Source organism: Halomonas huangheensis (assembly GCF_001431725.1).
GTDB lineage: Bacteria > Pseudomonadota > Gammaproteobacteria > Pseudomonadales > Halomonadaceae > Halomonas > Halomonas huangheensis.
The window spans coordinates 3,429,102-3,442,660 of sequence record NZ_CP013106.1; the positions used below are offsets into that span (position 1 = coordinate 3,429,102).

The 13,559-nt window shown below is 59.5% G+C and carries 11 protein-coding genes; 7 read left to right on the forward strand and 4 right to left on the reverse strand.

Annotation, left to right across the window (positions count from 1 at the left end; all coding sequences use genetic code 11):
• Positions 1-446: 446 nt before the first annotated feature.
• Positions 447-2,567 carry a TonB-dependent receptor gene (locus AR456_RS14845; RefSeq protein WP_021818567.1) on the reverse strand — a complete coding sequence of 707 codons (2,121 nt, stop codon included), beginning with the start codon at positions 2,565-2,567 and terminating at the stop codon, positions 447-449.
• A 240-nt stretch (positions 2,568-2,807) separates the two neighbouring features.
• Between AR456_RS14845 and AR456_RS14850 the strand changes: the two genes are divergently transcribed.
• The 5 genes from AR456_RS14850 (at position 2,808) to AR456_RS14870 (ending at position 9,196) form a co-directional block, all read left to right on the forward strand.
• Positions 2,808-3,758 (forward strand): ABC transporter ATP-binding protein, encoded by a 951-nt coding sequence (locus tag AR456_RS14850; protein ID WP_021818565.1) that lies wholly within the window; start codon positions 2,808-2,810, stop codon positions 3,756-3,758.
• On the forward strand, positions 3,755-4,762 hold the full coding sequence (locus AR456_RS14855) for a sucrase ferredoxin (protein WP_021818564.1): 1,008 nt from the start codon (positions 3,755-3,757) through the stop codon (positions 4,760-4,762). Before AR456_RS14850 ends, AR456_RS14855 begins: the two co-directional genes overlap by 4 nt.
• A gap of 114 nt (positions 4,763-4,876) precedes the next feature.
• A complete protein-coding gene (fhuF, locus tag AR456_RS14860; RefSeq protein WP_021818563.1) occupies positions 4,877-5,752 on the forward strand; it encodes a siderophore-iron reductase FhuF in 876 nt (291 codons plus the stop codon).
• 17 nt (positions 5,753-5,769) lie between these two features.
• On the forward strand, positions 5,770-6,813 hold the full coding sequence (locus AR456_RS14865; protein WP_021818562.1) for a helix-turn-helix transcriptional regulator: 1,044 nt from the start codon (positions 5,770-5,772) through the stop codon (positions 6,811-6,813).
• 220 nt (positions 6,814-7,033) lie between these two features.
• A complete protein-coding gene (locus tag AR456_RS14870; RefSeq protein ID WP_021818561.1) occupies positions 7,034-9,196 on the forward strand; it encodes a TonB-dependent siderophore receptor in 2,163 nt (720 codons plus the stop codon).
• An 85-nt stretch (positions 9,197-9,281) separates the two neighbouring features.
• Here the strand turns inward: AR456_RS14870 and AR456_RS14875 are convergent, their stop codons facing one another.
• Genes AR456_RS14875 through AR456_RS14885 form a run of 3 tightly spaced genes read right to left on the reverse strand, consistent with a single transcriptional unit; the run spans position 9,282 to position 11,661 of the window.
• Positions 9,282-10,202, reverse strand: coding sequence for a 5-oxoprolinase subunit C family protein (locus tag AR456_RS14875; RefSeq protein ID WP_021818560.1), 921 nt, complete (start codon positions 10,200-10,202; stop codon positions 9,282-9,284).
• The gene (gene pxpB / locus AR456_RS14880; protein ID WP_021818559.1) at positions 10,199-10,912 is read right to left on the reverse strand and encodes a 5-oxoprolinase subunit PxpB; all 714 of its coding nucleotides are present in this window, start codon (positions 10,910-10,912) and stop codon (positions 10,199-10,201) included. The genes AR456_RS14875 and pxpB overlap by 4 nt, the downstream gene beginning before the upstream one ends.
• Complete coding sequence (locus AR456_RS14885) at positions 10,909-11,661, reverse strand: 5-oxoprolinase subunit PxpA (RefSeq protein ID WP_021818558.1); 753 nt, start codon at positions 11,659-11,661, stop codon at positions 10,909-10,911. Before AR456_RS14885 ends, pxpB begins: the two co-directional genes overlap by 4 nt.
• A 189-nt stretch (positions 11,662-11,850) precedes the next feature.
• On the opposite strand from AR456_RS14885, the gene AR456_RS14890 reads away from it, so the two are divergent.
• On the forward strand, positions 11,851-12,288 hold the full coding sequence (locus AR456_RS14890) for a VOC family protein (RefSeq protein WP_021818557.1): 438 nt from the start codon (positions 11,851-11,853) through the stop codon (positions 12,286-12,288).
• A 239-nt stretch (positions 12,289-12,527) separates the two neighbouring features.
• Positions 12,528-13,544, forward strand: coding sequence for a TRAP transporter substrate-binding protein (locus AR456_RS14895; RefSeq protein ID WP_021818556.1), 1,017 nt, complete (start codon positions 12,528-12,530; stop codon positions 13,542-13,544).
• Positions 13,545-13,559: the final 15 nt, after the last annotated feature.

The window sequence follows — 13,559 nt, forward strand, 5'->3', positions numbered from 1 at the left end:
CGAAAAGTATCTATCGTTTGATGGAAGACCCTGAGTATTCTCCGGCCATTGGTACTCCAGTAGCCGATCGGGAATGGCCAGTTCCTTGATGATGCAATTCAGCAAGGCATGCACCGACGCATGCCTGCTCGCCTCACTCGGTGAGCAAAGGCCAGGGGTGGTGTCCATAATGACTCCGCAATGACGACTTGGCGTATGACTCGATCAACCCTTGATTCAGGATGACCACATGAGCCCTGCGTTACCTTCCTTGTCCTGTATATCGCTGGCGAAGTGAGTGTCACACCACGACACCAGCGTCTCCATTGCTAGTCACACTGCAGAGTTGTTGGAATAATATTATTATGGGTGGTTCTTATAGATGGTTCAGAAAAGCGATTCTTGAAGATTTTTATTGAGGGCTTGATGCTGGTCATTTCCGTCATGACCAGCATCAAGTTCAACCTTTAGAAGTCGATGCTATACCCCAGAGTTACCGTACGCCCACGCCCAGCAAAGTAGCGGTCTTCGTTGACCAGAGCACTTTGCGAGTAGTAGGTGATGTACTGCTCATCAAGCAGGTTGGCAACAGCGACATTGACCTGGCCGACCGGCAGCTTATAGCCCACGGCGGCATCGACCAGCAGATAGCCGTCGAACTCACGATTTTCTTCATCGAAGCTCTTGTCGAAAGCGTAATTGGCCTGCACAAAGGAGGTGATTTCCGGAGTCCAGCGCGACGACCAACTGGCGATCAGGCGATCCGGCGCCACATTCAGGCCATTGAGCTTGGCATCGAGGGTGCCGTTATCGTTGCTGTCGTAGCGCCCATCCATGTGCGAGTACGCCAGCCGCCCCTTGTGATTGTCGGTAAACTGATAATCGACGGAGGCTTCCACCCCTTTGATCTCGGTTTCCTCACGCTTGAGCACGAACGCATCGTTGACTTCCTCGACCCGGTCACCGAAGTCAGAAGATGAAACGTAATAGCTGAGCTCTGCGCCCAACCGGTCGCCTTGATAACGCACCCCGGTTTCAATGTTATCGGTAACGATCGGACGCAGATTCTCGAAGTTGTCGACCGAGCGTCCCGGCTCGTTGATACCACGCAGCGCGCGTCCCACATCAGGCACCGAGAAGCCTTCGGAATAGTTGGCGAACAGGCTCCAGTCTTCCACCGGATTCCATACCGCACCGAAGTTATACAGCGTCTCGTCGAAGCTCGGTGAGCCGCCTTCAACCTCAACGCCGCCGTTGGCAGCAACCGACTGGTAGCTGTCGATATCCAGTCTGGCATATTCGTAACGTACTCCTGCCGAGAGCAGCAGCGACTCAATCGGTCGCAGCTCGAATTGCAGGAAGGGCGAGATGTCGGTGTACTCAATCGGCGGTACGTAGGTACGATCGGTCAGCCACAGGTACTGTTCGGTGTTGTCGACCGTGGTATCCAGACCACCGGTAATCTTGAGGCGCTCATCCCACAGCTGATCATTGGTCAATGACAGCTTGGTGCCCCACTTCTGGGTCTCGGCCATACTCTGGTCATAGAGCGTACCCACCGGTGCAATCGACGGATCCTGGAAGTTCTTGGAGTCAGTGGCGCCGAACAGTGACTGGTAGTCCTGGTAGAACGCCAGTGCGCTGAGGTGCATGCCTGCCAGGTCGTAGTTGTCGTAACTCAGACCGGTCGTCCACACCTCATTGAAGGGCGCATCACCCTCTGGCGTACCGCGCTCGGAGGTGGTTGGCACACCATTGTCGCGATCACCGGTGACACTGAGGTAATCGCCGTTGCCTTCGATGTCGTAATGATTGACCGTGAACTGCAGACGCTGATTATCGTCGATCCAATAGGCCAGCTTGCCGAGGATGTCGTAACTGCGCGAATCCATCAGGTCGCCCTGGGTGTTGTCGACGCCGATGTAGTCGCCATCGCCATCGAGGAACATCCCCTGATCCTCGTACCCGACAGAAAACAGGTAATCGAAGTCACCGGAGTTGCCGCTCACGCCATAGTTGACCTTGTAGCTGTTGGTCTCGGACTTGAGCTGGCTGGTCGGAGTGGTCATCTGCACATCGACGTGCTGGTTGAGCGAACCCGGCTCCGGACGGCGGGTAATGATGTTGATCACGCCCCCCGCAGCACCGATGCCGTTGGTAGCGTTGGCGCCCTGGATCACCTCAATATGATCGACCATCGAGTAATCGATGGTATGCGCTTCGCGGCCAGTGGGTCGCAGCGGGTTGGACTGCGGAATGCCATCGATCAGGATCAGCGGCCGACGACCACGCAATGTCTCACCGCTACCACTCATCTTCTGGCGACTCGGCGAATAGGACGGCAACAGGTTGCTGAGTATCTGAGAAGAGTCAGAGGTAATCTGGCGCTGCTGCTCTATCTCTTCTTTGGTGATGATACGCACGGTCTGTGGCGAATCCTCGGCCGTTGTTCCCGTACGCGAGGCCGTTACCACCATGACATCTGTCGGTTCTGTGCGTGCACTGTTGCTGGTTTCCTGTGCCAGGCCCGGCGTGGAGACCGCCAGCCCAAGAATCGACACTGTCGGCCAGAGTGAATGGCGTTTCATTGAATGCTGTATCCCTTGATGGAGCTCAAAATGTTGGAGATTATCGTAATGAGAATGATTATCTTAAACGTGTGGGCGAACGTATGTCTAGCTTTCCGGCATAGTTCTGTATCGGGCAGCCAACGCTACATCCACGCATCAATGCTCGTTCCCAGTGGCCTCTCCATTGGCCGCGCCGATTGAAAATGAGAATGTTTTGTCATAGTGTGCAGCTGCTGCTGCCCAACGAGTTACCTCCCTATGCCCTCCTCTGAGTCTCGACAGCCCGGGGTCCATGCCCCCCGTTTGTATGGCGAAGGCCTGCATGCCGGCTATGAGTCGCGACACGTGCTGGACAACGTCGATCTGTCTATTGCGGAAGGCAAGGTGACGGTGTTGCTGGGCCCCAATGGCAGCGGCAAATCAACCCTGCTCAAGACACTGGCACGGACCCTCAAGCCCAGCAGCGGACGAGTAGTACTCGATGGCGAGGATATTCACCGCAGTTCGTCACGCGAGGTGGCGTGTCGCCTCGGCATCCTGCCTCAAGGCCCTACCGCACCTGAAGGACTGACCGTACGCCAGTTGGTGACCATGGGTCGCTTTCCCCATCAGCGCCTGTGGCGTCGAGACTCCGTCGAAGACGAGCGTGCCATCGCTGATGCCATGGCCTATACCGATGTCACCGATTTTGCGGAGCGTGGCGTCGATGCCCTCTCCGGCGGCCAGCGCCAGCGTTGCTGGATCGCCATGGTGCTGGCCCAGAACACCGACCTGATTCTGCTCGACGAGCCCACTACCTTTCTTGATCTCAAAGTCCAGGTTGACCTCCTCGAGCTGTTGACGCGGCTGGCCCATGAGCATGGCCGCACCTTGCTGGTCGTCCTGCATGACCTCAACCTGGCCGCGGCCTATGCCGACCAGTTGGTGATGATGCGTGAAGGGCGTATCGTCGAAAGCGGGACACCCGATGAGGTGTTTACCGCAGCTAACCTGAAGCGGGTATTTGATCTGAATGCAGAGGTGATCCGCGATCCGCATAGTGGCAGCCTGATCTGCGTGCCGCAGAGGTTCCGTCCAAGCACAGCCCCGGCTGCCGGCGAGAAACCTGCAAATGCTGCCAGGCCTGCAATGGATGACCAACCTGCCACCGACAACAGTGCTGATAGTGCTGCGGATAATGAAACAGGAAAGGAGCGTCGTACCTCATGAGCCACCGCTTCTGTACTGAGCTCAGCCGAGAGCAAGGTGACCCGTTGGCCGGCAGCGCCGCCCATATCGAGCGCAATCTGCTGCTCAGTTGGCCTCGCGCCAAGTGGAAGCGCAGCCTGCGCCACGCCAGCGACATGCCAGAAGCATTGATCGAGCAACTGGATGCCATTGCGGCCAGTGGCCGACGCATCAACCTGATCCAGCGTCGCGATCACCCCGAGGATCTGCATCGTATCTACCTGATGCCCGAGCGACTGGCCTTCGACGTGCAACGGGAAGAATTACAGGATTTTCTGAGCGCCTGGCAGCGTGGAGCCTCCCTGGATGCCTGGCAACCCACCCCAGTAACACGCGACCTGGTGTTGTGCTGCACCCATGGCAAGAAGGATAAATGTTGCGCCAAGTTCGGTTATGCCGCCTTTCAGGCACTGGACAGAACCGTGCGCGAACACCAGTTGCCGTTCGATGTCTGGGAAAGCTCACACCTTGGTGGCTGCCGACTGGCCGCCAGCGTTATTCTGTTGTCACCGGTACGCAAGTACGGGCGTATCGCCCCCGATCAAGCGTATTCCCTGCTGGCCAGTGAAGCCGATGGCCAACGCTACCTCCCCTGCTACCGTGGTGACTCAAGCCTGACCCCGCCACAGCAATGCGCGCAGCTTGCCATACTCAACCACTTCGCTGCGCAAGCAGTTCAATCACAGCCACCTCAATCACAAGCACCTCAATATCAAGCACCTCAACCCCAACTGACCCTTGAGGAAGAGTTGATCCTCGGGGACGAAGCGGGCAACGACGAGCAACGCCAACTGACATGGCGCTGTCGGCACGGAGATGGACGCACCCAACGCCTGAAGGTCAGCTGCCGAGCCATCAGCATCATGCGTGTCGACACCTGCAACGACCTCGATGAAGGGCCAACACCCAGCCTGGTGTGGCAGGCCGGCGCTGTGGAAGAGCTCCAGCCAACCACTCCCCTCCACAGCGCGCAGCCCTGTTGCTGAACGGCTGACGTCAATCTGCTTCATCAGACAATCCATGTTTGATAACAATTCGCATTCAATGCATACTGTGGGCTGGCACCTCCAGACTGCTCCGGCAGTTTCCAAGGAAGCACCATGACCTCCGCCCTCTCTCGCCTCTACTGCGGCCCCCTCGAGCAACTGACGCCTCCCCTGGTCAGTACTGCTCTACCAGAGGATGCATTGCCCGCTGAGCAACTGCTCGATGCCAACGTCCTCGAGGAGCGGCTTGAGCGCCTCGCCGCAAAGCATCAGGGCAACGACATCAAGGCCATCGCCTCGATCTGGTCGCAATGGCATTTCGCCGCTGTCGTTGTGCCATCGCTGGCCGCCAACCTGCTGCTTGAGCGCGACCTGCCGGTCAGCCTCGACGAGATGGCCATCCAGAGTGACGAACATGGCTGCACCCGACGCCTGGTTCTACCGCATGAAGGCACACCGCTGCCGTCTCTGGACGCCTTCCAGCGCTTCGAGACACTCTTTCAAGGGCATGTTTCACCGCTGATCGAGATGCTTGGCTGTATCAGCGGTGCCGCACCGCGTCTGTTCTGGAACAATTTCGGTAATTATTTCGAGTACTTCGCCAACAACGCCGAACTGCATCCCATGGCGCTGCCAGGTGTGGCTGACGAAGCCATGCGCCTGGTGGACCATCGCGTGTACCCGGATGGACGCCGTAACCCGCTGTTCATGCCGGTACGCTACCTGGAGAACAGCGCAGGAGAACGCCACCGCACGCGGCGCTTATGCTGCCTGCGTTACCGGCTGGATGATTGCGAGTACTGTGGCAACTGCCCGCTGGAAGGCGAAGCGGCAGCGGCCGCCCGGGACAGTGCCGCCAGGCAACGCGCCAGCACTCGCCTGCGCAGGAATGCTGCTGCCGAGACCAACGCTGACGTGCAGACGTATACCCCGCGCCGCAAGGTGCCGACCTCCTCCGAAACCTGCCAGGTCGCATCCGGCGGCCATTGATCCATGAGTGCTGATTTGTGAGTGCAGCCAATTCTCGCCCCCTCGCCGGAGGATCACCTGAGCTGGCGTCCGACGCCCCTCACCTGATCACGGTCGCGGACTTCCTGCGCTACGGCGAGCGTCACGGTATCGATTATCGATTCGCCGGCGGTGACATGCCCTGCCACTCACACTGCAGTCAGGCAGTCCTCAAGGGACGTGTCTTCGAGGAGCAACTGCGCCCGGGCTGGTACCTGACTTTCTCCGATGTCGAAGTGCTGCACCCCTACGATTCCTGCTCGACCATGGCCTCGCCGCTGTTCGTATGCGTGGTGCTCGAGGGACGGATACAGATCGATATCGGCGGTCGAACCCAGCATATGGAAGCCGGCAATGCCTTGAGTGCTCGCCTGGCTCAGGAAGCGGCGCTGCGCGTTCACCAGCCTGCCGGTCAGCGATTGCGCACCCTGAATCTCGCGCTGGATGACGGCGCCATTGACCGCCTGGCAAAGAGCCATGGCATGGGCGAGCTGCTGAACGTCGACCGTCCCCAGCTGCATATCTGGCCACTACCGGGATTTCTGGCTCCTGCCATCGAGCAGGCGCTGAAACCGATGCCCTCTCATGCCCAACGCCAGATGATGCTCGAAGCCCTGGGACTGCAGATGCTGGCCCTCGGATTGCCTAACGTGAGCACCATTACACGCACCGCTGGTCTCTCTCCGGACGAACAGCGTCGCCTCGAACAAGTGCGCCAACATCTACACGATGCTCCATCCCAGCCCTACCAGCTCAAGCAATTGGCCGACATGGCCTCGATGAGTCAGAGCAGCCTGCGTGCCAAGTTCCAGCGCTGCTTCGGCGTCTCGCTGTTCGATTATCTGCGCGAGATCCGCCTGCAACTGGCCCATGAGCTATTGCGCAACGGTCAGAGCGTGCAACAGGCCGCCTGGCAAAGCGGTTACTCCCACACCAGTAACTTCTCCACCGCCTTTCGCCGACGCTTCGGCCTGTGCCCCAGCAAGATCATTCCTCATTCGAGCCTCGGTTCCGGCTCAAGACCCGATACAAGGCGCGCTTGAACACCGCCAACTATCGCGGGCGCTATACCCGACAACGCACCGGGCATAGCTCCTGACATAGCTCCTGACACAGCACCAGACATAACACCTGGCACGACGCATAACACCTTTGTCATCGTGCATAAACGAAACGCGGAAACAAAATGTAATAATTCGCATTACCAAAAAATAGCTGTGCCTTTACGCAGGCTCCATAAAACTGACTGGTAACGCGAAGCTCATGTTCGACTATCCACCTTTCCCGCTCAAGCCAATGCATTCAAGAAGCCGCGCGACACTGCCGCTAGCGATCATCATTGCGCTGGCCACCGCTGCGGCATCCAGCGCCACCATGGCCCAGAACCAGGCCCAGAATCAGCAAGCTGACGTGGCTCAGGACACCAGCCTATCGACCATGAAAGTGGTCGGTGAAGCCGCCACCAAGACCGCAACGCCCTTCAACGAGACACCTCAGGCCACCTCGACGGTCACCTTTGAGGAGTACGACCAGCGTGGTGCTCGCACTGTACAGCGTGCACTGAATTACACGCCGGGTACCTACACCAATCAGGTCGGTGCCTCCAACCGCTATGATTACATCGTGCTGCGTGGCTTCTCCGATGGCAGCGTCAACAATACCTTCCTCGATGGTCTCAAGGTCATGGGTGACGGGGCTGCCTACAGCTCGTTGACGATTGACCCCTGGTTCCTCGAGTCGATTGAAGTGGTCAAGGGCCCGGCCTCGGTGCTCTATGGTCGCGCCTCTCCCGGCGGTGTGGTGGCTCTGACCAGTCGACGCCCGGAGTTCGAGGACAGTGGCGAGGTTCGTCTTGGTATCGGCACCAACAACCAGCGTGAAGCGGCCTTTGACATCACCGGTGCACTGGGCGAGCAGAAGCGAGTTGCCTACCGCTTGACCGGTCGTGGCAGCGCCGCAGACACCCAGTTCGATCACGTCGAAGATGAGAGCTACTTCTTCGCTCCTCAGCTGACATGGGATATCACCGACGCCACCAGCCTGAACCTCTATGCCTATCTCTCCCACCAGCCGGAGGGCGGCTACCATGCGGGCCTACCCTACGAGGGCACGGTAGCCAGTCATAACGGCAAGCACATCGACAACACCTTCTTTGAAGGTGAGGACGATTACGACAAGTTCGAGCGTGATCAGACGCTGTTGGGCTACGAGTTCGAGCACCGCTTCGGTGGTGGCATGACGGCTCGCCAGAAATTGCGCTATCTGGAAGCCGACGTTGAGATGGACCAGGTGTATGCCTATGGCTGGGCCAACGACAACGAGTTGATCCGCTACTTCTCCGGTGCCGATGAACACCTCACCGCGCTGACCCTCGACAACCAGTTCGAGTGGGATGTGTCGAGCGGGGATCTCGATCATCTGTTGCTGGTCGGTGTCGATTACCAGACCCGCGACAATGACGTGGACTGGCCTTCAGGTGGCTTTCCGAACATCGATGCCTTCAACCCCAGTTATGGGGCCGACCCCACTGCCATGTATGCGTCGACACGCGAGCGCCATGAAATCGACCAGACGGGTATCTATCTTCAGGACCAGATGCAGTGGGATCGCTGGCACCTGACGCTGGGCGGACGTTACGACTGGGTCGATATCAAGAACACCAATCGCGACTCCGATACTGCCAGTAGCCTTGATGACACTCAGTTCAGTGGCCGCGTTGGCTTGCTGTATGCATTCGATAACGGCATATCGCCCTACATCAGCTACAACACAGCCTTTACACCGACCAGTTTTGTCGATGCCAACGGCGATCTATTGAAGCCAATGGAAGGTGAGCAGTATGAGGCTGGACTGAAATATCAGCCCAACGGCACCAATGACCGCTACTCCATCGCCCTGTTCCATATCACTCAGGAGAACGTGGCCACCAAGGAACAACCGACCGATGATTATCGCGCCATCGGTGAGATCGAGTCGCAAGGGGTAGAGCTGGAGGCACATACGCAGTTGACCGACGCTTTCAGCCTGCAGGCTGGCTATACCTTCACCGATGCCACCTACAGCAAGAGTGACGATCCCACTGAGCAAGGAAATGAGGCCATCTATTCACCACGCCACATGGCCAGCGTGTGGGGCTACTATGATTTCCAGCGGGGGCCCATTGCCGGCCTGAATGCAGGTCTTGGCGTGCGCTATAACGCCGATATCCAGGCGGATCGCGCCAACACCGAGAAGGTCCCCGACTACACCCTGGTCGATGCCACCCTCGGCTACGACTTCAGCAATGTCGGCTTGCAAGGCGTCTCAGCGCGTCTCAACGTCAACAATCTGCTCGACAAGGACTACGTAGCCTCGTGCAACTCACTGGAATTCTGCTACTTCGGTGCCGAACGCAGTGTCGAGGCGACGGTCAGCTACAGTTTCTGACCCTGATCGATCCTTCTCCAGCGCCTCCCGATGACCTCGGGAGGCGCTGTGGTGTTGGAGTTCCCATCAGCTGTGTGCAGGACCATCATCGCTGCCACATGGCCAGTTGCTGCAGATAATCACGTCGCGCGCGCTCGGGAGTTGTCGGCGTAAAACGTACGGTGGCACCGGGCAGGCATTGCGCCAGCCGAGCGCAGGCCAGTGGCGTCAGGGCGCCGAGTCGCGGATAGCCACCGATGGTCTGGCGGTCGTTCATCAGAATGATCGGTTGGCCGTCCGGTGGCACCTGCACCGCTCCCCACGGAATGCCTTCGGAGACCATGCCCTTCAACGAGCATTCCAGCGCAGTCCCGGTCAGCCGGATACCCATGCGGTCGGCGCGCTGATCCACCTGCCACTTCTGATGAAAGGCGCGGAACAGGCTACTGCCAGTGAAGCCATGCGACTGTGCGCCCAGCACTAGGCCGAGACGCACTTCGCCAGATGCAGAGGTCTGCTGAATGTCGTCCGGCAATTGACGCTGCGATGCCTGGCTTCCCGCCGCGACCAGCGTATCGCCCTCGCGCAGAGGTTGACCATGGCCATCGAGGCCGCCGAGTCCTTCACGCACCGTGCTACTCACACTGCCCATCACCGCTTCCGCCTGAATGCCGCCCGGTATGGCGAGATAGGCGCGCAGCCCCTGCTGTGGGCCTTGGAAGGCCAGCCTCTGGCCAGGCTGCATGCTCAGCGCCTGCCCCGGCGCGACGCGTTCGCCATCCACAGTGGCCGCTAGGTCGGCGCCTGCCAGCGCGACCGGTGTCGGCGCCTCGGCGATCAATGTTAGCCCGCCGACCATGATCTCGATGCCGGCGGTATCGGGCGCATTACCCAACAGCCAATTGGCCCATCCCAGCGCGACCCAATCCATGGCTCCGCCCTGAGTGACACCAAGATGGCGCACACCGCTTCGCCCACCATCCACCACCAACGCCAGAGGCCCGGCACGTTCAACTCGCAGTGTCATGCGCTGCCCTCCGCGGCGGGTTGTGGTGTTGTATCGCCGCCCTGGGCGACGAAGGTGTCGCGATCGATAGCGACAAAGCGCACTCGATCTCCGGGCCGAAACAGTGTGTAGCCATCGCGCTGACGGTCAAACAGTCTAGTCGCGGTGCGCCCCAACAGATTCCAGCCACCCGGAGACGGAGCCGGATAGATCGCCGTCTGACGATCGGCGATCCCGACACTACCTGCTGCGACCTTCTGGCGTGGCGTTTTCAGGCGCGGTGTGGCCATGGCCTCTTCGATCAGGCCCATGAAGCCGTAACCCGGCGCGAACCCCAGCGCGAAAACACTATAGTCCCGCGCGGTGTGGCGCTTGATAACGTCATCAGTACTGGTCCCGAGCCGCTCGGCAACCAGCGTTAACTCGGGGCCAACGGAAGTGTCATACCAGACAGGAATCTCGTGCAGTGTGCCAGCCTCAGCGTCACGGGGCGCCAGCCCGGATAGCGCCTGCTGCAGGTAGCGGCGCGCTTCGCTCAGCGACAGTCGCGTGATATCGACCTGTACCAGCACGGTGGTATACGACGGCACCACTTCCAACGCCAACTCGCCCAGTGTCTGCCGAATACTGTCCACCGCGGCCAACACCCAAGGCATATGGGCCTCGTCGATCTGCTCGAACAGGCGCACGATCAGCGAGTCAAAAGCGACCGTCTCCAGTTTCGGTGTCATGCGTCCTCCAGCGCATCGAAAGCCTCGCGAATGGCGCGCACCGCGGCCACCGAGCTTTCGTTGTCACCATGCACACAGAGCGTATCGGCAGCCAGCGACAGCGATCGACCATCTCGCGCCGTCAATGCCTCACCACGCGCCAGGCTAACGGCCTGGGCCACAATGGTCGCCTCGTCATGGTGCACAGCATCCGGTTCGCGCCGTGACACCAGGCGGCCTTCCCCGTCATAGGCGCGATCAGCGAACACCTCGAACCACAGCGTCACGCCCTCCTCCTGCGCCAGAGCGCGAATCGCCGCAGTGTCCGCGGTCGACATCACCAGCAGCGGCAGCGTCTTATCCCAGGCCTTGACCGCGCGCATGGTGGCACGCAGCAACTCCAGGTCGCGCGCCATGTCGTTGTATAGGGCACCATGCGGCTTGACGTAACTGACTCGGGCGCCTTCGGCGCGACAGACGGCCTCCAGCGCACCGATCTGGTAAAGCACCAGGTTCTCGGCTTCCTGTGGCGATACCGCGAGGCTACGACGGCCGAACCCCACCAGATCAGGATAGGCTGGATGAGCCCCAATACGCACATTGTTGGCAACCGCATATCCTACGGTGCGCCGCATGACATCCGGGTCACCGGCGTGAAAGCCGCAGGCGATATTGGCGCAGTCGACAAAGGCCATGACATCGGCATCACGGCCCATCTGCCAGGCGCCGAAGCTCTCGCCGACATCACAGTTCAACAGGGGGATCGGCATGCTATTGTCCTCATTGTTGTTAAACGCGCATACGCGCAATGTTATTACGCCCAGCTTACCGCCTGTGTCACTTCGCTCGCACCTCTCGACATATCAATCATGGACGACAGGCGCAGTAAAAGAGATTGACGTACGCTGACGCTGGTGCAAAGAATCATCGCATATCCCAGATAACAAGGAGCGCTACCCATGGCCGTGAAAGACCCCTTCCATCTCGCCATCCAGGTCCGTGACATAGAGGAGGCGCGCCAGTTCTACGGCGAGTTTCTCGGCTGCCCCGAAGGCCGCTCATCCAACGCCTGGGTCGATTTCGATCTCTATGGCCATCAGTTTGTCTGTCACCTCAATGCAGCCCTCAAGGATGCTGCGGCCAGTGCGCACAAGAACCCTGTCGATGGGCATGGCGTCCCGGTACCTCACTTCGGCGTAGTGCTGGAGATGGATGCCTGGCAGGCACTTGCCGACAAGCTCAAGGCCCACGGCGTCGAGTTCGAGATTGAGCCCTATATCCGCTTCAAGGGCGAGCCCGGCGAACAGGCCACGATGTTCTTCAAGGATCCGTCAGGCAATGCGCTGGAATTCAAGGCATTCAAGGATCGCGAGACACAGTTGTTCAAGAAGGCGTGATACGGACTGCTCCAGGCGCGACCGTACCAGAAACGACTGCTCCAGAAACGACAGTCTGCTGACCAGCACCGCCATCCAACGCTGTGGGGAGTTGCTATTCAACTGTCTGTTGAACCAGGCTGAAGTTGATTTTGCCCACCCGGCCCGAGGCTCTATTCCCCTATTGGCCTCGGGGCATGCTGATATGCCGCATGGGCCTGGTGAAGATCATCAAACAACGATAAAAAGGTATCCAGACGATGACGATTCCAACGCATACGGCACGTTCCCTACGTACCCGTTCCTTGCGCACCCGCCTGGCGGCCGCCATCGCCCTTGCCCTGCTGGCCGGCTCCGCTGGCGCAGCAGACTGGAACCTCGCCACGCCCTATGGCGACGCCAGTTTCCATACGGTCAATACCAGGCAGTTTGCCGCGGATGTCGCGGAAGCCACTGGCGGCGAACTCAATATCAATGTGCACTCCGGCGGCTCGCTGATCAGCCACGGTGAAATCAAACCATCGGTACGCCGAGCCACGGTGGAAGCCGGCGAAGTGTTCCTGTCGATCCTGTCCAACGAATCCACGGTCTTCGAGCTGGATACTCTGCCTGGCCTGGCAGGCAGCTATGACGAAGCGTGGCAGCTGTGGCAGGCGAGCAAGCCCGCCATCGAACAGCTCTTTGCTGACCAGGGTTTGATGCCTCTGTATGCGGTCCCCTGGCCATCCCAGGGCATCTACACCGACTTCGAGCTCAATGACCCGAGCCAATTCAAGGGCCTGCGCATGCGCGCACCCAACATCAATACTCAGCGCCTGGCCGAGAACCTCGGCAGCCTGCCCACCGAGACCGAAGAGTCGGATATTCCCACGGCCTTCTCCACGGGACGCGTTGACGCCATGGTGACCTCGGTTTCCACGGGTGAGTCGATGGCCGCCTGGGATTATGTCTCCCACTACAGTGACGCCAATCTGTGGATTCCCAAGAATATCGTGTTCGTCAATCGTCAGGCCTTCGAGCGACTGGATGCCGACGTTCAACAGGCGGTGCTTGATGCCGCGGCCGAAGCCGAGCAGCGCGGCTGGGAAGCCAGCAAGGCCGATGCAGCGGGTAGTGCTGCAGCGCTGACGGAACATGGCGTGACCATTTCCGAACCCAATGAAGCCGTGGCTGCAGCGCTCCAGGCAGCGGGAGACAAGCTGTTCGAGGACTGGGAAAGCCGAGCTGATGCAGGTGCCAGGCAGTTGGTGGAAGGCTACCGCGAATCCATCAAGTGACCGGAAGCGGAATCG

What these genes read in the sequence shown, in the direction of transcription:
- AR456_RS14895 (WP_021818556.1), top strand. Translation starts at nt 12,528, where the DNA reads ATGACGATTCCAACGCATACGGCACGTTCCCTACGTACCCGTTCCTTG.
- AR456_RS14850 (WP_021818565.1), top strand. Translation starts at nt 2,808, where the DNA reads ATGCCCTCCTCTGAGTCTCGACAGCCCGGGGTCCATGCCCCCCGTTTG.
- AR456_RS14890 (WP_021818557.1), top strand. Translation starts at nt 11,851, where the DNA reads ATGGCCGTGAAAGACCCCTTCCATCTCGCCATCCAGGTCCGTGACATA.
- AR456_RS14875 (WP_021818560.1), bottom strand. Translation starts at nt 10,202, where the DNA reads ATGACACTGCGAGTTGAACGTGCCGGGCCTCTGGCGTTGGTGGTGGAT.
- AR456_RS14870 (WP_021818561.1), top strand. Translation starts at nt 7,034, where the DNA reads ATGTTCGACTATCCACCTTTCCCGCTCAAGCCAATGCATTCAAGAAGC.
- AR456_RS14845 (WP_021818567.1), bottom strand. Translation starts at nt 2,567, where the DNA reads ATGAAACGCCATTCACTCTGGCCGACAGTGTCGATTCTTGGGCTGGCG.
- fhuF (WP_021818563.1), top strand. Translation starts at nt 4,877, where the DNA reads ATGACCTCCGCCCTCTCTCGCCTCTACTGCGGCCCCCTCGAGCAACTG.
- pxpB (WP_021818559.1), bottom strand. Translation starts at nt 10,912, where the DNA reads ATGACACCGAAACTGGAGACGGTCGCTTTTGACTCGCTGATCGTGCGC.
- AR456_RS14855 (WP_021818564.1), top strand. Translation starts at nt 3,755, where the DNA reads ATGAGCCACCGCTTCTGTACTGAGCTCAGCCGAGAGCAAGGTGACCCG.
- AR456_RS14885 (WP_021818558.1), bottom strand. Translation starts at nt 11,661, where the DNA reads ATGCCGATCCCCCTGTTGAACTGTGATGTCGGCGAGAGCTTCGGCGCC.